Raw genomic sequence first — 19,826 nt, 5'->3', positions numbered from 1 at the left:
CCCCTGTCGACCCAGCGCGTGCTCCGGCTCCCGGCGGGACTGGCCTGAGCATCCGCTGGCTCGCGGCGTCACCGCTCCCGACTAGCGAGTGCGTGGCGCTGGCCCACAGCGCGACCCCACAGCGCGAGCCAGCGTCTGCTCCGGGGGACGGGCGCCCGTGCACGACGAGGGATGCGTGCGCTCGGTGGTCAGCGGTGGTACGCGAGGGCTCGGCGGATCTGGCGCGGGATCGTCATGGCCCCGAGGTCCGGCCATGCGAAGCGAAGGAGGTCGACCCAGCCGACGGTCGCGATGCGGTTCTGGCGCTGACGGTCGGCCAGCACCGCGTCAGGCGAGGTGTGGAACTCGTCACCGTCCAGCTCGGCGACCAGCCAGCGACCACCCTTCAGCCGCCAGCCCATGTCCCCGCGAAGCGTGCCGCCCTGGTCGGGCGGCACGATCTCGAGCTGCAGCACGTCGGGCGGGACCCCGTCGTCGATGCACTCCAGCCGAGCGAAGCTCTCGAACGGCGACTCGGCCCGACCGTCGACGAACGGCCACCAGGTCCGCACACGCTGGACCCCGCGCCTGCCCCCCATGCGCGCAGGCAGCGACGCGACCTCGTCCGACGAGAGCAGGCCGCGGTGCACGACGTCGTCCATCACCGCCAACCCGTTGCGTCGGGGCAGCTCCGGCAACGCCCTCACCAGGGCATCGGCAAGGGTGGCGATCTGGCGACCGCCCAGCTCGACGGTCACCACCGGGTCGAAGCACCGCAGCCTGACGCCGTCGCGAGCGTGGCGCGGGGAGCCGTCAGGCAGCGCCGCCTCCGGTCGCGGGTGCATCGGGAGCCCCTGGACGCCGTGCAAGGCCAGGGCGCCGACGCCGACCGCCATCGCGTCCGGACCGTAGGCGAGCATCCCGAGCCACGCTGCGCGTCGGCGTCGTCCGGGGTGCGAGGGCTCCTGCCCAGGCGTGGTGTCGTAGACGCCGCGGGTCGCGCGATGCCACTGACCTGACGCGACGAGCCGCGTGCGGGTATCCCGCCCGAGACCGTGCGCGTCGCACTGCGTGTGGGAGACGAGACCCTCCTGCTGCAGGGCGAGGCCGACGAGCTCGGCGGGGACGACGATCGGACGCATCCCCCAAGGTCACCGCGCCCGAGGCCGCTCGTGGGCCCACGGCCTCCCACCTGTGGACGGCCGTGCGCAGAGCCTGACCTGTGGACGGCTCGCCATCACCCCTTCGACTGCTCAGCGGGCACTGTCGCTCAACGGTCCCGAGGCCGGAGAGCCCGGGGCCTGCAAGGGCAGCACGCCGACCCAGCACCTGCTCCGGCGAGCGGGGCGTCCTGCCGGAGCAGGCGCTGGCTCGCGCGGTGGGGGGTGTGGCGAGACAGCGGTTGTTCAGGCGATTGAGCTCGGACGGCTGAGCAGGCGCTGGGTCGCGCGGTGGGGGTGTGGCGAGACAGCGGTTGTTCAGGTGATTCAGCTCGGACGGCTGAGCAGACGCTGGGTCGCCCGGTGGGGTGTGGTGAGGCAGTGGTTGTTCAGGTGAATCGGGTCAGAGGCCGGAGCAGGTGCTGGGTGGCGGTGATGGTGGGGTCCGGGGTGGGGCGCGGGCGGGGGCGGTTTGGCTGTGGTGCTCGTGGAACGGGGTGGGAGTGGGGGAGGGGGGTGATAGGACGGGGGGATGGTGAAGATCGGGGATCTCGAGGAGTACGTCGCTGTGCCGCGGGTCGGAGGGCTCACGCTCTCGCCGGACGGGCAGCGGCTCGTCGTCGCGGTGTCGACGCTCGACACGAAGAAGACCAAGTACCTGACGGCGCTGTGGGAGGTCGATCCCGCCGGTGAGCAGCCGGCCCGGAGGTTGACCCGGTCGGCGAAGTCCGAGGGTGGTGCGGCGTTCACGCGCGACGGCGACCTGCTGTTCACGAGTGCGCGTCCGGACCCCGCCGCGAAGGACGCGGACGACGAGGCCCCGCCCGCGCTGTGGCTGCTGCCGCGCGACGGCGCCGAGGCGCGCGTGGTCGCGGCGCGCACGGGCGGGCTCGGTGGCCTGGTCACGGCCAAGGACGCGCGCACCGTGCTCCTCGCGGGCGACGTGCTGCCGCGCGCGAGCGACGCCGAGAGCGACGACAAGCTCCGCAAGGACCGCAAGGACAAGAAGGTCGCCGCGATCCTGCACGACGGCTACCCGGTCCGGTACTGGGACCACGACCTCGGACCGGCCGCGCCGCACCTGTTCACGGCGGAGATCCAGGCGGGCGACGGTGCGGACGACGAGCACGCCCTCCTCGCCGGGCAGGACGACCCGCGCCTCGAGCTGACGGACCGCACGCCCGACGCGCGCGCGGCACTCGTCGAGCAGCACGCCACGATCTCCCCGGACGGCACGACGATCGTCACGGGCTGGACGCAGCTGCGGGCGCGCGCCGACCAGCGCAGCAGGCTCGTCGCGATCGACGTCGCCACGGGCGAGCGCCGGACGCTCGTCGAGGACGACGGGATCGACGCGGGGTCGCCGGTGGTCTCGCCCGACGGCCGGTGGGTCGTGTACGCGTACGAGACGATCTCGACGCCGCACGAGGCGCCGCGCGTGGGCCTCGCGCTCGTGCCGCTCGCGGGCGGGCCGTCACGGGTGCTCGCGCCGGGCTGGGACCGGTGGCCGGGCGGCGCGGTGTGGCTGCCGGACTCGTCGGGACTGCTCGTGGTCGCGGACGACGAGGGGCGCGCCCCGATCTTCCGGATCGACCTGGCGACTGACGGCGGCGAGGACACGGTCACGCGCGTGACCAGCGACGACGCGGCGTTCTCGGACGTCCAGGTGAGCCCGGACGGCCGCACGGCGTATGCGCTGCGCTCGTCGTACCTGGCCCCGGCGCATCCCGTGCGGGTGGACCTGACGGTGCTCCCGACGACCGCGGTCGCGCTGCGCTCGCCGGCCCCGACGCCCGAGCTGCCGGGCCGGCTCGAGGAGGTCGAGACGACCGTCGCCGACGGCCGCCGCGTGCGCGCGTGGCTCGCGCTGCCGGACGGCGCGGACGCGGCGCACCCGGCCCCGCTGCTGCTGTGGATCCACGGCGGGCCGCTCGGGTCGTGGAACGCGTGGTCGTGGCGCTGGAACCCGTGGCTGCTGGTCGCGCGCGGGTACGCGGTGCTGCTGCCGGACCCGGCGCTGTCGACGGGCTACGGGCAGGACTTCGTGCAGGCCGGGTGGGGTGCGTGGGGCCGGGCGCCGTACACGGACCTCATGGCGGTCACGGACGTCGCGGAGCGGCACGAGGCGGTCGACGAGACGCGCACCGCCGCGATGGGCGGGTCGTTCGGCGGGTACATGGCGAACTGGGTCGCGGGGCACACGGACCGGTTCCGCGCGATCGTCACGCACGCAAGCCTGTGGGCGCTCGACCAGTTCGGGCCGACGACGGACGCGTCGTTCTACTGGCAGCGCGAGATGACCGACGAGATGGCGCTCGAGAGCTCGCCGCACCGGTTCGTCGGGCAGATCGTGACGCCGATGCTCGTCGTGCACGGCGACAAGGACTACCGGGTGCCGATCGGCGAGGGCCTGCGCCTCTGGTACGAGCTGCTGGCCAAGTCCGGGCTGCCGGCGGACGACGAGGGTCGGACGGCGCACCGCTTCCTGTACTTCCCCGACGAGAACCACTGGGTGCTCACGCCGCAGCACGCGATCGTCTGGTACCAGGTGGTGGAGGCGTTCCTGGCCGAGCACGTGCTGGGTCGCACGGGCGACGACGCGGTGGCGTACCCGGACACGTTGGGCTGAGCGCGGGGCTGGGGGCAGGGGCGCCGCTCGTCCGGGTGACGGCCGGCGCCCCCGACCCCGGGCATACCGGGACGAACCGGGCGACTGGCGCGCGCCGACGGAGGGCTGCGGGAAGACTCCCCCATCTGAGACCGGCCGAGCTTCGGCCGACCGACGAGAGGGAGCAAGCATGGGTATCGGTGGAGGTATCGCGCTGCTCGTGATCGGCGCCATCCTGTCGTTCGCGGTCAGCGACGCGATCGACGGCGTCAACCTGGGGCTGATCGGCTACATCTGCATGGGCGCCGGTGCGCTGATGCTGATCCTGGCGCTCGTGATCAACGCGCAGCGTGCGAACACGTCGCACACCGCGGTGGTCGAGCACCGGGAGACGCCGCCGCCTGCCGTGTGAGGGCACCCGGCTGGGTGCAGGGTCCGGGCCGTATGAGGCGGCCACGGGAGACGGGGACGACGAGCGCCGCGCGGCCGACGAGCTGCGCGGCGCTCGTCGTGCGCCCGGGCCGTGCCCGCCGTGCCCCCGCGCTCTGCCCGCATCGTGGTCGTAGGATAGGCAAGCCTTACTCCGTGGCATACTCTTGCTGACAACACGTCACCAACGTGCTGACGCCGACGAGAGAGACGCCCGTGACCACGACTTCCGTCCCGACGGTCGCCACCGCGACCGGCATGACGCTCTCCGCGTCGCTGCGCGAGGGCACGCGCGACCAGCACAGCCAGGCCGAGGGCATGGAGTTCATCGACGGGCTCGTCTCCGGGCGCCTGGGCCGCGACGCGTACACCGCGCTCGCCGTCCAGCAGCTCGCGATCTACACCGCGCTCGAGCGGGCCGGGGCGGTGCTGCGCGCCGCGGGTGATGACCACGGTCTCGTCTTCGACGAGCTGACGCGCGTCCCGGCGATCGAGCGCGACCTCGCGTTCCTGCTCGGCCCCGACTGGTCCGCGCAGGTGACCTACCTGCCCGCGACGCTCGACTACGCGCAGCGGCTCGTCGCGTGCTCGTCGGACGTGACGCTCTACGCGGCGCACGCGTACACCCGCTACCTCGGGGACCTCTCGGGCGGTCAGGTCGTCAAGCGCATGGTGCAGCGGCACTACGCCGTGCCCGACGACGGCGTCGGCTTCTACGACTTCCCGCAGATCCACAAGCTCAAGCCGTTCAAGGACGTCTACCGGGACCGGCTGGACCAGCTGCCGCTCGACGACGAGCAGGTCGCGGCGACCGTCGAGGAGGCGCGCGTCGCCTTCCGGCTCAACCAGGCGGTCTTCGCCGAGCTCGGCGAGCGGCACACCTCCGCCTGAGCCGCGTCGATCGTGCGCGTCTGACCTGCGCGGGCGGGTGATTTGTGCGGAACGAGTGATTCCTCGTCCGCCGGTGTCCGCAGGTGCCCTCGGCAGGCGATGATGTCCCCGTGACGCCACGGGTGACGGCCGGAGCTCGCGGGGGCCGACGGGCCGCCGCGGCGCTCAGCGGTGCCCGCGGATTCGCCCTGGCAGCGCACCGGCTGGAGAGCGCTCGCTCGCTCGACGAGGTCGTCCAGACCGCCGCGGCGCTCGCGGCCGAGATGCTGCGCGCGCGCCTCGCCGCGACCTGCCGCATCGAGCACGAGACCATGCGCGTCCTGCACCACGAGCCCGCGTCCGACCCGCGCTACGGGTGGCGGCTGCTCACCACCTACCGCGCGGAGGACCGGCCAGCGCTGCGCCGGCTCATCCGCGAGCGCGAGAGCTGGGTCGCGCACGCGCAGGACGTCACCGGCCAACCCACCGAGCCGGGTGCCGAGGGTGCGGGCGACCCCGTCGAGGTCGCGCAGCTGCTCGAGGTCGGGGCCGCGAGCTCGCTCGGTGCGCCGATCGTCGTCAACGGTGCGGTGTGGGGCGAGATCTTCGCGCTGCGCGGTCCTGACGGCGGGCTGTTCACCACCGACGACGTCGCCACCGCCGAGGTGCTCGCCGCGCTCGTCGCCGGGGCCATCGCACGCGTCGACCTCGAGGAGCAGATCCGCCACCTCGTCGCCGACGACCCGCTGACCGGCCTGGCCAACCGCCGCGTCGCGGACAACGCCGCAGAGGCCGCGCTCGAGTCGGGCGAGGAGGTCTGCATCGTCATGTGCGACGTGGACGGCCTCAAGCGCGTCAACGACGAGCTCGGCCACGACGTGGGCGACGACCTGCTGCGCAGCGTCGCGGACGTGATGCGCCGCGCGGTCGAGCGGCTGCCCGGCAGCACCGCGGCGCGCCTGGGCGGCGACGAGTTCTGCCTCGTGACGGTCGGCCAGCACCGCGCCGAGGTCGCCGAGGTCATGCTCTCGACCACGCTCGACTTCCCCCTGCCGCACGGCGCGGCGATCTCCTACGGCCTGGCCTCGACGGCGATCACCGGCGAGATCTCCGCGCGGCACCTGTTCCGCCGCGCCGACATCGCGCAGTACCGCGTGAAGCGCGCCCGCGCGCGTGCCCGGCAGTCCGCGGTGCCGATCGCGGACCCCGCGGTCACCGCCGAGCGCGTCGTGGTGGCCGGTGCGGCGGCGATCACCGCGGCGCAGTCGGGAGTGGTGCCTCGGCTGTGCGCGCTCGCGGCGGCGACCACCGAGACGCTCGGCGGGTCGGCGTGGGCGGTGCTCATGCAGCGCGACGGCACGGCCTCGGCGGTGGCGCGCGGCGGCAGCCCGGCGGACGGCGACCACGAGCAGCTCGTCACGCAGGTGGTGCACGGCGCGTGGCTGGTCGAGATCGGCGCCTCGCCGCACGCCGCGCAGGGCCCCGCGGTCACGACGGCGCTGCACGCCCTGGCTGCGGTCGCGATCGAGGGCGCGTCCTGACGCCGGCGCCCCGCTGACGCCGTCCCGGTCAGCCGTGCAGCGGGAGCGTCAGGGCGGTGTCGCCCGACGCGGTCACGCGGACCGGGACGCCCCAGTCCTGCGCGTTGAGGTGGCACGCCGGGTACTCGACCGAGGGGTCGTCGTCGCACGACGCGGCGTGCGCGGTCACGTGCAGCACGCCCTCGCCGACCGCGGGGTCGAGCACGAGCTCACGGTCGAACGCGACGTCGTCGCCGGCCCCCGCGAGGAGCAGCCCCGGCGGGGTCGACGAGACCTGCAGCCGCGTCGAGGGGCCGAATCGGTCGTCGTACTTCTGTCCCTTCGCGGGCGTGAACACGACGTCGAGCCGCACCCGGTGCGCGAGGTCCGTGACGGGTCGCTGCGTGCGGTGCACGCCCCCGTCGACGGCCGCAGCGACGATGCCGGCGAGCGGGATCCGCGTGACCCGGTGGGCGGCGGACTCGACGACGAGCAGCGTCGCGTCGGCTCCGGTGCCCAGCACGACGAGCCCGCTCGGCTCGGCCAGGTCGGTGGCGATCGTCGTGACCTCGCCCACCGGCGTGTCGGTGCCCTCGGGGTCGGCCGGCACGTAGCGGCGGACCGCACCGTTGTAGGTGTCCGCGACCGCGACCGAGCCGTCGGGGAGCACCGCGACGCCGAGCGGGTGCTGCAGGCGCGCCTCGTCGGCCGGTCCGTCGCGGTGCCCGAACTCGAACAGCCCGGCGCCGACGACGGTGTCCACGGAACCCTCGCCCGCAGGCGTCGGCGTGACCACGCGCAGCGCGGACGTCTCGGAGTCCGCGAGCCAGATCCGCCCGTCAGGCCCCACGGCCAGCCCCGACGGCTGCGCGAACCACGCGTCGCGCAGCGGCCCGTCGAGCAGCCCCTCGTTCATGGTCCCGCCGACGTGCGCGATCGAGCCCTCCTTGTCGTCGAACGCCCACAGCGTGTGGTTGCCGGCCATCGCGACGACGAACGCGCCCCACCGCTGCGACCACGCGACGTCCCACGGCGACGAGAGCCGCACGCCCTGCGCCGGACCGGCGAAGCCCGCACCGGTGCCGCCCCCGAACGCGGCGGACACGTTGTCCGACGCACCGACCATGAGCTGCTCACCGGTGCCGGCGACCGTGGTCACGGCGCCGTCGCTCAGCCGGACCCCGCGCAGAGCGTGGTTGACGGTGTCCGCGACGAGGACGTCGTACTCGAGCCAGGGACGCAGCTCGTCGGGCACGAGGCACAGGCCGTTGGGCTCGCTGAACCGCGCGTCGTCGGGACCGCCGTCGACGAGGCCACGCTCGCCCGAGCCGATCCGGCGGACCAGCGTCTGGCCGTCCGGCGCGAGCTCGGCCAGGCTGTGGTGCCCGGCGTCGGCGACGAGAAGGTTGCCGTTCGGCAGAGCGACGGCCTTCGCCGGGAACCGCAGCGTCCCGGGGGTCGCGCGCGGCGGCACGTACGGGCCCGAGCCGCGGTGCAGCGTGCCCTTCGCGTCGTGCTCCGCGACGAGCTCGCGCACCAGGACCTCGAGGTTGTGCCGGTGCCCCTCGCCTGCCATCTGCGCCACGACGTACCCCTCGGGGTCGATCACGACGAGCGTCGGCCAGGCGCGCGCCGTGTACGCCTGCCACGTGACGAGCTGCGGGTCGTCGAGGACGGGGTGGTGGACCTCGTAGCGATCGACCGCCGCCGCGAGCGCGTCGGGGTCCGCCTCGTGCACGAACTTCGGGGAGTGCACGCCGATCACGACGAGCACGTCGGAGAACTCCGCCTCGAGCTCGCGCATCTCGTCGAGCACGTGGAGGCAGTTGATGCAGCAGAAGGTCCAGAAGTCGAGGACGACGACCTTGCCGCGCAGGTCCGCGAGCGTGATGTCGCGCCCGCCGGTGTTGAGCCACCCCCGTCCACGCAGCTCCGATGCCCGCACCCGAGGAAGTCGCCCATCAGTCACACCCCCATTCTCTCCTCCCTCCACCCCCGCCACGCTCCTCCCGCGACCCAGCACTCGCTCAGGCTTCGACGAGGTGAGGCCGGAGCGAGCGCTGGGTCGCGGTGGGGCGGGTGGGATCGGGGTGGGGATCGCGGGGTGGGGGTGGGGGTGGTTGGGTGTGGCCATGGGTGTCGGGTTCGTGCTCGGTGGCGGCGGGGTGCGCGGGGCCGTGCAGGTCGGGATGCTGCGCGCGCTGTTCGACGCCGGGATCCGGCCCGACCTCGTCGTCGGGACCTCGATCGGGGCGATCAACGGCTCGGCGGTGGCGGCCGACCCGACGCCGGCCGTCGTCGAACGGCTCGCGCGGGCCTGGGCGTCGCCGACCGCGGCCGCGGTCTACGGGGACTCGTGGCCCAAGCAGCTCGCGCGGCTCGCCAAGTCCCGCACGCACCTGAACGACCCGGGGCCGCTGCGCGAGCTGGTCGCCGAGATGATCGGCGCGGACACCCGGTTCGAGGACCTGACGGTGCCCCTCGCGGTGGCCGCGGCGTGCATCGAACGGGCCGCGGAGAAGTGGTTCGACACCGGCCCGGTGGTGCCCGCGGTGATGGCGTCGGCGTCCGTGCCGGGGATCCTGCCCGCGACGCAGATCGGCGACGAGCACTTCGTCGACGGGGGTCTCGTGAACTCGATCCCGCTCGGTGAGGCGTGGCGCCGCGGCGCGACGACCGTGTACGTGCTGCAGGTCGGGCGCATCGAGGAGGCCCTCGTCGCACCCGACAAGCCCTCGGACGTCGCGCGCGTGAGCTTCGAGATCGCCCGTAGGCACCGGTTCGCCCGTGAGATCGACGAGGTCCCCGAGGGGGTCACCGTGCACATCCTGCCGAGCGGCGGTCCGACGAAGGGCGACGAGAAGCTCAGCTCGTACAAACGGATGGACACCGTCCGGGCCCGCATGGACGCCGCGCACGCCGCGACGAGCGCCTACCTGGCACGCGCGTGAGCTGGCGTCTGCCGCCGCGGTGGGTGCGGCGCGTGGTCCTCGCCCCCGTGCTCCTGCTGCTCGCGATCGTGGTGCTGCCGATCGGCGTGCTGCTCGCGGCGTTCGTCGGCGCGGTCATCACGTGGCTCCTGCCGGGACGGCTACGGATCCTGCGCGTGCTGTGGATGGCGGTGTTCTACCTCTACTGGGACGCGGCCGTGCTCGTCGTCTGCTTCGTGCTGTGGGTGGGCAGCGGGTTCGGCTGGCGCATCCGGCGTCCGGCGTTCCAGCGCGCGCACTACCGCTTCGCGGGGTCGATGCTGCGCGTGCTGTTCTGGCAGATCAGCAAGACGCTGCGGCTCACGATCGACATCGAGGACGCGGACCTGGGCAACGTGCTGGAGGGCAGGCCGATCGTGGTCGCGAGCCGGCACGCGGGGCCCGGCGACTCGTTCATCCTCGTGCACGCGCTCCTGAACTGGTTCGACCGCGAGCCGCGGATCGTCCTGAAGGACACGCTCCAGTGGGACCCGGCGATCGACGTGCTGCTCAACCGGCTGCCGGCGCAGTTCATCACCCCGCGCAGCGCGCGGCCGCACGGTGCCCCTCCCTTGTCCGACGCGGTGGCTGACCTGGCGCTGGGGCTGGACGGCGACGACGCGCTGCTGATCTTCCCCGAGGGCGGCAACGTCACGCCGCGCCGCCGGCTGCGCCGCATCGAGGCGCTGCACCGCTCGGGTCGCAGCGAGCTCGCCGCGCAGGCCGAGCAGATGGTCAACGTCATGGCCCCGCACGCGGGCGGGCTGTTGTCGGCGCTGGACGCGGCGCCGCAGGCGGGCGTGGTGTTCGTCGCGCACACGGGCCTCGACAAGCTCGTGACCGTGCGGGACATCTGGCGCGAGCTGCCGATGGACAAGCGCATCGTGATGAAGGGCTGGTCGCTGCAGCCCGACGACGTCCCCCGTGACGGGTCCGCGCAGGAGGCATGGCTGTTCGGACACTGGCGCGCGATCGACGAGTGGATCGCTGAGAAGGGCGCCTGAGGCTCACGACCCGGCTTGGAGGCGACCGACGGCGTCGGTCGCGACGAGGAAGCCGACGATCCCGAGCGTCCACGCCAGGACGTCTCCGCCGCGACGCTCGAACCAGCCGTTCATGCCCTGCAGCGTCGGCTCGACCTGCCGGGCCAGAGCGAGGCGGGCCACGAGCAGCACGGACGCAGGCAGGACCATGACCAGCGCATAGCCGACGAGCACGAGCGATCCTGCCGCGAGCCCCACCCCGTTCGCGGTGAGCAGGCCGATCGCGCCGAGGTACGGCAGCATCGTTGCGAGCTCGACGACCCCCGCGCCGATCGCGACGCCCGCGGCGACGCGTGGGCTGGCGTCCTCACCGACGATCCGCTGACGCGCCCTCTGCCAGCGGCTGACCCGGCCCGAGCGTTCGCGGCGCTCGCGCCGGCGCCGTGCGATCGCGCCGTCGAACAGGAAGCTCGCGGCGAACAGCCCGACGCCGACGACCAGTTGGACCCAGTCGAGCACGCGACTCTCGACGTCGGCGAAGCCCTCGATCACGGCCTGCAGCCCGGCGAGGAGGGCGACGCCGACCGCCCAGTAGAACGCCGCGATCGTCGCGAGGTAGACCACGACCGCACGGGTGCGCACGCGCGGCTGGGCGAGCATCCAGACGGGCATCCCCAGGGTGCCCAGGCTCACGCTGTCCACGATCGCCAGCCCCGCGAGCGCCGCGACCAGCGCAGGTGTCAGCTCGTCCATGTCCGCCCCCTCCGGCAGCGCCCCACGCTACGGGGGAACCCGCACCGGCACATCCCACCATCGGCGCGACCAAAGTCGCTCACCCGACGAGGTGTGTGCTGTGTCACGATGACGGCCATGCGGGGGGCAGCACGAATGTGGGTGCACAGGCGCCCGGGGGACGTGCCCGGATGGGGCGCGGCGCTCGGCACCGGGGCCGCCGCCGCGGCCTTGACGCTGGCGCGACCGCCGGCCGCACTCGACGGTCGCGGCTCGACAGCTGTCGCGACGGCGGCCGTCGTGGCGGGGACGCTCGTCGCGCTCGCACATCGTCACCGCGCGCGCTATGCGGTCGTGATCCCGGGTCTCGTGGTGCTGCTCCTCGTGGCGGTGCTCGCCGATGCGGGCCCGCTGGCCATGCTGATGCTCTTCGAGCTCCTGTTCGTCGGGACGCTCGAGGCGCGCGGCGTGTGGCGATGGTGTGCGTGGAGCGTCGCCGGCGCCGTGACCGTCGCGACGATCGCCGCCGCGGTCCATCAGGTGGTCGGCCAGGACCACGTCATGGTCCTGGCGTTGCAGAACGTCGTGCTCAGCGGGCTGGCGGTGTGGTGGGCGCAGAACCTGCGGCGCATGCGCGAGCAGACCCAGAAGGTGGCGGCCGGTTCGATCGCTCAGGAGCTGGCCGCACGGCACGAGCGCCAGGCGTCCGAGGCGCGCAGCGCGCTCGCGGTGAGCGCCGAGCGCGTCCGTCTGGCGCGCGACATGCACGACATCGTCGCGGGTCGGCTCGCGGCGGTGTCGCTCCAGGCGTCGCTCGCCATGCGCGCGGACGACCCCGGGCAGGTGGCGCGCGCGGTGCGGGAGATCAAGGCGTGCGCGGATGCGACGCTGGGCGAGGTCCGCGCCATGATCGACGAGCTCGGGGCGGACGGGAGCACGACTCCCGATCTCGCGGAGTGCCGGCGCCGTCTTGACGACACGGTGCGCGTCGCGCGGAGCCTGGGCGTCGACCTGACGCTGCGGGAGCACGGCACTGACCTGAGCTGTCCCGCGGGTGTGACCCTGTACGTCGTCGCGCAGGAGGTGGTGGCGAACATGGTGACCCACGCGAGCCCGTGCCGCGCGACTCTCGAGATCGGCAGCGACCAGGTGGCCATGACGCTGCGCGCGTGGAACTCCGTGGCCGTCGACCGCCAGGGCTCGACGGGCGTACGAGGTGGCTGGGGCTTGGCGAACATCGCCAATCGGATCGCCCCGTTCGCAGGCCGGCTGGAGCACGGCCCGACCGACGACGGGTCCGGGTGGCTCGTGGCGGTGACGGTGCCGCGCGCGGCACCGCGGCGACTCGTCTCCGAGTCATGACACGTCGTGCGCCGAGCCTGCAGGGACGAGCGGGACGTCGACCGGGGAGCTGAGCAGGTCGGCGACGGCGCACGCGAGCGCGTCGTTCTGCTGGAAGAAGGTCTCGGGCCCGCCGGGCCGCGGCAGTGCGGCGATCGCCCCCGCGCCCGACGGGCCGACCACGAAGACGGCGTGCTCGTCCTCGCCGGCCGCCGCGCGCAGCCGCATGGTCGTCGGGTCGACGTCGAGGCGACCGCCGGGCGTGCGCGGCCAGCCGGGACCGGTGGCCCAGAGGGCGCGGCGGGGATGGACGCGTGCGTCGACGAAGGCGGGGAAGCCGGTGACGCGCTCACCCGACCGGGTCCTGAGCGTCCAGCCGTCGGCGTCCGGCACGATGCCCTCCTCGGCCCCGGCGAGGACGACGACCCCCTGGTCGACGAGCGCCGCGAGCTCACGGGTGCGTCGGGCCGGAGGCCCGGACGTCAGGCGTGCCCCGATCGACTCCAGCGCGGCGGTCGCGTGTGCCGCCCGTTCCAGGTACCCCGAGGGCGGCGCGAGGACGGGGCCGGCGATCGCCTCGAGCGTGGCCAGTACGCACGACTGCGCAGCGAGTCGCTCGGGCTCAGGTGCAGTGATCGAGCGCACCTGCGCGGCGAGGTGGCGGCGGGCCTCGTGGGCCGTCGAGCCCACGCCCTTGAGCTGGGCGAGGAGCAGGTCGCGGCCTGTCGTGGACAGGACGCGTGCGAGCAGGTCGAGCACGGCTCGGTGCGCGGCGGGCACGTCGGTGCACTGCCGGAGGAGCGCGAGGCCGTCGTCCCACCCCAGAGTGCTGCTCGTGAGCGCGATCGGGGCGAGCTTCGGGCCGAGAGGCACCCCGGTCCGCGAGGTCGCCCACACCTGCGGCTCGGCCCCGCTCGGCACGTACCTCAGGCCGGCGCGGGCGTGCTCGAAGCGGCCGCCACGACCGACGGTGACCGCTGCGAGCACGTCGTGGAACGTCAGCCCGATGCCCCGCACGAGGACCGGCTGCCCCGGCGTCAGGGCGTCGAGGGTCCGCGGGCCCGACGCGCCGAGCACAGGGGGTCCGGGGTCGTCGTCCCCGGTCGCGAGGACGACGACGTCCGCCGAGAGCGTCCGGCCGTCCGCCAGGTCGACGCGGGGTGCCGACCCAGGACGGACGCGGACCACGTCACCGGCCGTGCAGCGGGTCGCGAACGGCGCGCGCGCGGTCGCGTCCGCGATGACCGCAGCGACGTACGAGCCGACGAGCCCGCGGCTGGCGAAGTCCAGCTCCGACATCCCCCGCGCCTCGCGCACGAGCTCCTCGGGCTCGCCCCCGGTCCGGGCCAGGTCGGTGGCGCACACCCCGCGGCACCACTCGAGGAAGGTGCCGACGCCGACGCCCGGACGGGTCAGCGTGATGTCGCGGGCGTACGAGTTGGACAGCACGTGCGCGGCCTGGCCGGCGTCCCACGGGGACGACGCCTGCGGACCGCGGTCCACGACCGTCACCTCGACGTCGCGGGGCAGCGTGGACGCCAGCGCCCCGAGGAGCCCGGCGGTCCTCGGGCCGGCGCCCACGACCACGACCCGAGCGGTCACCAGACGTCGTCCACGACGGGCGGGCCGTCCTCCAGCGAGCAGGGGACGCGCACCACCCGGATCTCTCCCGATGCGACGCCCGCGACGGCCGCGCGCACGGTGGCGACGTCGCCCGGGCTGATCGTGACCTGCGCGACCGCGGCGCTCGCGAGCCTGGGACGGGCGATGTCCACGAACCGTCCGTGCACGCCGTTGACGCGACGGTCCTGCGCCTCGAGCCACCCGAACCCGGCGTTGTCGAGGACGACGAGGACGACGCCGCGCGCGCCCGGTGCAGGGGCGTCGAGGTCCTGGCCCAGCGTCGCCGCGGCACCGTCCCCCGTGACGACGAGCACCACCCCGCCGTCGCCCCTGCGCGCGTGCCGAGCGCCGACGGCCGCGGCGCAGCCGAACCCGAGGGTCGTCTGCTCCGAGGGGACGATCATGTCGACCTCCGGCGGGAGCCGCGTCACTGGGAACAGGTACGACCAGATGTCCATCAGGCCGTTCTCCTGGCAGAACGTCGAGCCCGGTGGCAACCCCGCGACCGCGGCGGACACGACTGCGGCCACGGGGTTCGTCGCGACGCGCTCCTGCGCCCACGCCTGCAGCGCCCCGCCGGCTGCCAGGACACGGCTCGTCCACTGCGCGTCCACCGCGTCGGGCCGGGCCCAGTGACCGACGACCGAACGGACGTCCGCCTGGACCAGCGCTCCGGGACGAGAGACGTCGAAGTCGGCGACCTCGACGTTCACCTGGATGGTCTGCGGTGCCACCGGCAGGCCGATGGTGGCCGTGTCCTCGAGCCGCGTGCCCAGGGTGACGACGACGTCCGCGTCCGCGAGCACTCGGCGCGCCTCCGGGTGCAGGTAGAGGCCCGCGACGCCGAGGTACAGGTCGCTGTGCTCGTCGGCGACCCCGCGGCCGCTCGCGGTGCACACCACGGGCGCTCCCCACGACTGCGACCATGCCGTGAGCGCGCCGCGGGGCAGTGCCTGGCAGCCGCCACCCGCGAGGATGACGGGGCGACGTGCCTCCCGCAGGACCGGCGGTGGCGGCACCGCACCAGGGTCGTGCGCGCGCGCGGGACGCGTCACCGCCACTGCGGGCTCGGACACCTGTGCGCGGGGTGGGTCGTCCTGCGGCGGGTCGGGGAGCTCGACGTACGCCACGCCGGCCGGCGGTCCCGCCGCGACGAGCAGCGACTGGGCCACCCGCGCGCGGACCTCGCCCGAGGTCTCGACGCGGACGGCGCTGCGGCACAGCGGGCGGACCAGCTCGAGCTGCGGCGCGTACTGGAAGGTCTGCGGATGCGCCTCACCGAGCGGAGCGCCGCCGGAGAGCACGACGAGAGGCGTGCTGCCCGTCGCCGCTTCGAGCATCGCGCCCAACGCGCCCGCGATGCCGGGGCCGCGGCCGACGACGACGACACCGACGCCACGGGTCGTCGCCGCGTACCCCAACGCCATGTGGACCGCGGTGCGCTGCGAGTGCGCGAGCACGACCCCGACACCTCGGGCGTCGAGAGCGCCGAGGGCGAGCATGTCGTCACCGGGCAGCGCGAAGACCTGGTCGATGCCCGCGGCGACGAGCTCGTCCGCCGCCTCGTCCCACCAGCTGCGGTCGGCGTCACGCATCGGGTGGTCCGACGACGACGGTCGCGCAGTGCCCACCGAACCCGAACGAGTTGGTCAACGCGTACGTGACGGGTGTCGCCCGTGCCTCGTCGCGCACCACGTCGAGGAAGTCGAACTCCGGGTCGGGGCAGCTCATGGTCGGAGGGACCCGGCCCTCGGCGCACGCGAGGACGGTCGCGGCAGCCTCGTACGTGCCCGCCGCGCCGATCATGTGACCCGTCATGGACTTCGTCGAGGTCACGGCGACAGCACCCACGTGGTCCCCGAAGACGGTTCTGAGGGCGTGAGCCTCGACCTCGTCGTTCTTGGGCGTCCCGGTGCCGTGCGCGTTGACGTGGTCGACCGCTCCCGGCTCGAGTCCGGCGGACGCGAGCGCACGGCGCATCGCGGTCACCGCCCCGCGGCCCTCCGGGTGCGGTGCGGTGAGGTGGTGGGCGTCCGACGCGGCCCCGTACCCGACCAGCGACGCCCGTACGGACGCGCCGCGCCGCGCCGCGTGCTCGGCGCTCTCGAGCACGAGCGCGCCAGCACCGGCCGAGAGCACGAAGCCGTCGCGGTCGCGGTCGAAGGGCCGGCACGCCGACTTCGGGTCGTCGTTGTGCGTCGCGGTCAGCGCCCGTGAGCCGCACACGACCGCGAGGTCGCGCGGCGTCACGGCGCCGTCGGCTCCGATCACCACGACTACGTCCGCGAGACCCCACTCGATCTGGCGCATCGCCTGACCGATCGCGACCGTCCCGGAGGCGCACGCCGCGCTCAGGCACAGGCTCTCGCCGAGCGCGCCCCACCGCAGCGAGAGGTACGCCGCGACGATGTCCTGCGCCCCGTAGACGGCGGGCGCGGGCGTGAAGCGGGCGGGGCCGGACCGGTCGAGCAGCCGGACGGCCTCGGTGTTCGCCGCGGTGCACCCGTACCCGGTACCCACCACGATGCTGAAGCGCGTCGGGTCGACTGCGGCGAGGTCGAGCCCGGAGTCCTCGACAGCCTGGATGCCCGCGACCACGCCGAACTGGGCGTACGAGTCCAGCCGTCGCGCGTCCTGTGGAGGGAGCACCTCGGCGGCGTCGAACGGGACGACCTCGCCCGCGATGTGCACGCGGAACTCGAGCGGGTCGAACGCGGTGATGCGGGTGATCCCGACCGTGCCGCGCAGCAAGGCGTCCCAGTTGTCCGCCATCCCGACGCCGAGGGGCGACAACGCTCCCAGGCCGGTGACCCTGACCGTCATGATGTCTCCTCTGGTCTCAGGGCGTCGATCGACGAAGTGGTTGCGGCGCGAGCGGCGTGGGCTCGGGAAGCTCGGCGCTGAACCAGCGGCTCACGGCCTCGGAGATGAGCAGCGGGCCGATCTCGGTACGGCCGGCCCACGCGGCGTAGTTCGCCATGCCCCCGACGCCGCCGAACGCCTGGTTGGGGTCGTCGGTGGCGACGATGCTCGCGTCGACCGACGTCGTCATCCGGTCGGAGCACCAGGCAGCGAGCGCGTCCGAGGCGCCGTACAGCGAGGCGCACATGGATCGCTCACGGTAGAACTCGGAGCCGAGCACCTCGCGCACCTGGTGCTCGTCGTCGTACACCGCGATGTTCAGCACGGGTGCGAAGACCTCGGAGCACTCGGGTGCGTCGACGACGTCCCACACCAGGACGGTCGGCTCGACGAGCATGCGTCGCAGGTCGACGCGACCTCCCCAGCGGACGTGCGCGCGGTGCCGGCCGACGTGCTCGATCACGTCGCGCAGCACCAGCGGGTCAGCGATGGGCACGTGGTCCGATCCCGCGGTGACGATCGACTCGAGCGTGTGGGTCGCGAGCAGGTCGGTGACCGTGAGCACGAACTCGTCGGCGACCGCCCGGTGCACCAGGTGCAGGTCCGGCCCGAAGCAGTCCTGGCCGGAGTTGAGCAGGCGCATCCGTACGGCGTCACGCGCGGCGGCGGCGGCGTCGGCACCTTCGCCGACGAGGATCGGGTTGGTGCCCTGACCGAAGAAGAGCATGAGCTGGCCGGGCGCGAGCGTCCGGCGCACCTCCTCGGCGTTCGGGTACCTGCCGGTGAAGACGATGGTGCCCGGGGCACTGCCGCGGCTCCGCACGAGCTCGGCCTGCGTGCCGGCGACCAGCGTGACGGGCAGGCCGTGCACGGCCTGCAGCGCGCGGTGCAGCGCGACCGTCGCCTCGTGCACGCGCGACGACGGCCGCAGGACGAGGCGTTCGGTGAACAGCGCCGGGATGAGCACGTAGAGCGCGTACGAGTACAGCAGGACGTTCGACGGCATGTGGACCCACGACGTGGGCACGACCGGCGGACGGTGCATGACGACCTCGGCCTCGGCGCCGGCGAGAGCGGACAGGGTCGCGTCGAGCTCGATGTGCGCCGCCTCGCGGGAGGAGTACGGCAGCAGGAGCTGGACGACCTCGTCGGATCGCGCGGTGAGGTGCTCGCGGACCCGATGCAGCGCCTCGATGCGCATCGGGAAGGGGACGGACGTGAACTGCTCGTCCCTGACCCCGCCGTCGAGGACCGCGACGAAGTCCCGGATCCGACGCCGGTCGATCTTGTGCGTGACCGGTGTGCGCGGCAGGTGGTCACGCACGACGACGCGGTCCGGGCGCACCGACGGGGGAACGGCGTCGCGCACCCGGCGCTGCCAGTACCCCGGCCCGTGGCGGAGCCGGTCCTCGACGACCAGCACGAGGCGGTCCTGAGCCGTGGCCGGGTGGGTGGTGGTGACGCAGGCGCCGAGGATGCCGGCCTCTGCGGCGGCTCGCTCGACCGCGGCCGGATAGACCACCAGACCGTTGCGCAGGACTGCCTCGTGACGGCCCCGGACGACGAGCGTGCCGTCCGTCTCGAGGCTTGCGAGGTCGCCCGTCGGGTGCCACGTCTCTGCTCCCGCGTCGGGCGTCAGCACGAGCAGATGCCCCCACGCCCCAGGGGGGAGCTCGTCGCCGTCCGGGGCGACGACGCGAAGCCGGATCCCGGGCAGCGCACGCAACCGTGCGGGATCGTCGGGTCGTACGTGTGCGACGTTGCCGAGCTCGGTCGAGCCGTATCCGTCGAGCAGGAGCGATCCGTGCACCCGCTGGGCGCGCTGCTGCAGGGATGCCGCGACGGGGCCACCCCCCACGCACCAGTGCCGGACGGAGTCCAGGCCGGCGGCCTCGATGCGTCCTGTCTCGACCGCGCGCAGCACCGCGTCGTGCGCCTGCGGCGTGGCATCGACGACGGTGGCGCGAAACCGCCGCGCGAGCCGCAGCGCCTCGAGGACGCGGTCGTGCGGACCCACGACGACCGTCAGCCGCAGCACGATCCCGAGCAGGAGGATCGACAAGCCGTACTGGTGCGTCAGGGGCAGGAGCGGGGCGAGCACGTCGTCCGGCCGGTAGCCGATCACGTCGTGGGTCCGGCGCAGGTTCGCGATGAAGTCGCGCGGCCTGCGCGGGACCACGTCGGGCCTGCCGGTGGATCCCGACGTGACGAGGGTGAGCCCGTCCGGACGGTCGGCCCAGGGCCAGGAGCCGAGCTCCTCGAGCCGCAGCGTGTCGTCGGCCACGTCGTCGACGAGCCCGTGTGCGAGCGCGGCGAGGCCGTCGCCGTCGATCGTCGGGCACCCGGCTCGATCGGCCGCCTCGGTGGCGCAGGTCTCACGCGAGAGCACCAGGCGCGTGGCGCCGGTCAGTGCGACGGCCTCGGCGAGCGAACCGAAGCCTCGCTCGTCCAGCAGCACGATCGAGCAGTCGAGCCGCGCGAGGGCGAGGAACGCCACGACGAGAGCGGGCGAGTTCGGCATGCACAGACCGACCCGGTCCCCGGCTCGGACGCCGGCCGCATGGAGGGCCGTGGCAGCGGTGGAGGTGGCACGCGCGAGAGCGGCGTGCGTGAGCTGGCTGCGCGGGCTGGCGACCGCGAGTGCGGGCGGGTGAGGCACGGTGACTCCCGTCAGGGTGGGCGACGGCGGAGGGCCTGGGGCGCACAGCCGGGGGAAGTGGCCCGTGCCTGCGAGAGGACGCAGGCACGGG

At 74.0% G+C, this 19,826-nt stretch carries 14 protein-coding genes; 7 read left to right on the top strand and 7 right to left on the bottom strand.

All coding sequences use genetic code 11. The annotated features are described in order from the left end of the window. Positions 1-188: 188 nt before the first annotated feature. Positions 189-1,121: a type IV toxin-antitoxin system AbiEi family antitoxin domain-containing protein gene (locus CGE01nite_RS15190; RefSeq protein WP_141371588.1), complete on the bottom strand. Its 933-nt coding sequence runs from the start codon at positions 1,119-1,121 to the stop codon at positions 189-191. Positions 1,122-1,671: 550 nt separating this feature from the next. On the opposite strand from CGE01nite_RS15190, the gene CGE01nite_RS15185 reads away from it, so the two are divergent. From CGE01nite_RS15185 to CGE01nite_RS15170, 4 genes are all read left to right on the top strand, one after another. Then, positions 1,672-3,768, top strand: a complete 2,097-nt coding sequence (locus CGE01nite_RS15185; RefSeq protein WP_141371587.1) for an alpha/beta fold hydrolase — start codon at positions 1,672-1,674, stop codon at positions 3,766-3,768. Positions 3,769-3,937: 169 nt separating this feature from the next. Next, a complete protein-coding gene (locus tag CGE01nite_RS15180; RefSeq protein ID WP_048342648.1) occupies positions 3,938-4,159 on the top strand; it encodes a DUF6458 family protein in 222 nt (73 codons plus the stop codon). Between the two features lie 233 nt (positions 4,160-4,392). Next, on the top strand, positions 4,393-5,067 hold the full coding sequence (locus CGE01nite_RS15175; protein WP_307722649.1) for a biliverdin-producing heme oxygenase: 675 nt from the start codon (positions 4,393-4,395) through the stop codon (positions 5,065-5,067). Between the two features lie 110 nt (positions 5,068-5,177). Further along, the gene (locus tag CGE01nite_RS15170; protein ID WP_141371586.1) at positions 5,178-6,587 is read left to right on the top strand and encodes a GGDEF domain-containing protein; all 1,410 of its coding nucleotides are present in this window, start codon (positions 5,178-5,180) and stop codon (positions 6,585-6,587) included. Positions 6,588-6,615: 28 nt separating this feature from the next. Here the strand turns inward: CGE01nite_RS15170 and CGE01nite_RS15165 are convergent, their stop codons facing one another. After that, entirely contained in the window at positions 6,616-8,535 is a 1,920-nt protein-coding gene (locus tag CGE01nite_RS15165; protein WP_229747606.1) for an NHL domain-containing thioredoxin family protein, read from the bottom strand. A 163-nt stretch (positions 8,536-8,698) separates the two neighbouring features. Between CGE01nite_RS15165 and CGE01nite_RS15160 the strand changes: the two genes are divergently transcribed. Both CGE01nite_RS15160 and CGE01nite_RS15155 read left to right on the top strand, forming a co-directional pair. Further along, positions 8,699-9,517, top strand: coding sequence for a patatin-like phospholipase family protein (locus CGE01nite_RS15160; RefSeq protein WP_141371584.1), 819 nt, complete (start codon positions 8,699-8,701; stop codon positions 9,515-9,517). Continuing rightward, positions 9,514-10,539, top strand: coding sequence for a 1-acyl-sn-glycerol-3-phosphate acyltransferase (locus CGE01nite_RS15155; RefSeq protein WP_141371583.1), 1,026 nt, complete (start codon positions 9,514-9,516; stop codon positions 10,537-10,539). Before CGE01nite_RS15160 ends, CGE01nite_RS15155 begins: the two co-directional genes overlap by 4 nt. Positions 10,540-10,542: 3 nt before the next feature. Here the strand turns inward: CGE01nite_RS15155 and CGE01nite_RS15150 are convergent, their stop codons facing one another. Continuing rightward, the gene (locus CGE01nite_RS15150; protein WP_048342642.1) at positions 10,543-11,271 is read right to left on the bottom strand and encodes a GAP family protein; all 729 of its coding nucleotides are present in this window, start codon (positions 11,269-11,271) and stop codon (positions 10,543-10,545) included. Positions 11,272-11,406: 135 nt separating this feature from the next. Between CGE01nite_RS15150 and CGE01nite_RS15145 the strand changes: the two genes are divergently transcribed. Then, positions 11,407-12,612, top strand: a complete 1,206-nt coding sequence (locus CGE01nite_RS15145) for a sensor histidine kinase (RefSeq protein ID WP_048342641.1) — start codon at positions 11,407-11,409, stop codon at positions 12,610-12,612. Here the strand turns inward: CGE01nite_RS15145 and CGE01nite_RS15140 are convergent. From CGE01nite_RS15140 to CGE01nite_RS15125, 4 genes are read right to left on the bottom strand one after another with little or no spacing between them, the layout of a single operon-like run. Continuing rightward, a complete protein-coding gene (locus CGE01nite_RS15140; RefSeq protein WP_048342640.1) occupies positions 12,607-14,193 on the bottom strand; it encodes an FAD/NAD(P)-binding protein in 1,587 nt (528 codons plus the stop codon). The genes CGE01nite_RS15145 and CGE01nite_RS15140 overlap by 6 nt on opposite strands. Continuing rightward, complete coding sequence (locus CGE01nite_RS15135) at positions 14,190-15,809, bottom strand: thiamine pyrophosphate-binding protein (RefSeq protein WP_141371582.1); 1,620 nt, start codon at positions 15,807-15,809, stop codon at positions 14,190-14,192. The genes CGE01nite_RS15140 and CGE01nite_RS15135 overlap by 4 nt, the downstream gene beginning before the upstream one ends. Continuing rightward, the gene (locus CGE01nite_RS15130) at positions 15,802-17,037 is read right to left on the bottom strand and encodes a beta-ketoacyl-[acyl-carrier-protein] synthase family protein (protein ID WP_048342638.1); all 1,236 of its coding nucleotides are present in this window, start codon (positions 17,035-17,037) and stop codon (positions 15,802-15,804) included. The genes CGE01nite_RS15135 and CGE01nite_RS15130 overlap by 8 nt, the downstream gene beginning before the upstream one ends. A gap of 16 nt (positions 17,038-17,053) precedes the next feature. Next, complete coding sequence (locus CGE01nite_RS15125) at positions 17,054-19,735, bottom strand: aldehyde dehydrogenase family protein (RefSeq protein WP_170210999.1); 2,682 nt, start codon at positions 19,733-19,735, stop codon at positions 17,054-17,056. Positions 19,736-19,826: the final 91 nt, after the last annotated feature.

This window comes from Cellulomonas gelida (assembly GCF_006538725.1).
Taxonomy (GTDB): Bacteria; Actinomycetota; Actinomycetes; order Actinomycetales; family Cellulomonadaceae; genus Cellulomonas; species Cellulomonas gelida.
This window is presented reverse-complemented; position numbering and strand designations above follow the sequence as displayed.

Bases quoted from the DNA above. Each gene is read 5' to 3' on its own strand.
- CGE01nite_RS15190 (WP_141371588.1), bottom strand. From the start codon at position 1,121: ATGCGTCCGATCGTCGTCCCCGCCGAGCTCGTCGGCCTCGCCCTGCAG.
- CGE01nite_RS15185 (WP_141371587.1), top strand. From the start codon at position 1,672: ATGGTGAAGATCGGGGATCTCGAGGAGTACGTCGCTGTGCCGCGGGTC.
- CGE01nite_RS15180 (WP_048342648.1), top strand. From the start codon at position 3,938: ATGGGTATCGGTGGAGGTATCGCGCTGCTCGTGATCGGCGCCATCCTG.
- CGE01nite_RS15160 (WP_141371584.1), top strand. From the start codon at position 8,699: ATGGGTGTCGGGTTCGTGCTCGGTGGCGGCGGGGTGCGCGGGGCCGTG.
- CGE01nite_RS15150 (WP_048342642.1), bottom strand. From the start codon at position 11,271: ATGGACGAGCTGACACCTGCGCTGGTCGCGGCGCTCGCGGGGCTGGCG.
- CGE01nite_RS15145 (WP_048342641.1), top strand. From the start codon at position 11,407: ATGTGGGTGCACAGGCGCCCGGGGGACGTGCCCGGATGGGGCGCGGCG.
- CGE01nite_RS15135 (WP_141371582.1), bottom strand. From the start codon at position 15,809: ATGCGTGACGCCGACCGCAGCTGGTGGGACGAGGCGGCGGACGAGCTC.
- CGE01nite_RS15130 (WP_048342638.1), bottom strand. From the start codon at position 17,037: ATGACGGTCAGGGTCACCGGCCTGGGAGCGTTGTCGCCCCTCGGCGTC.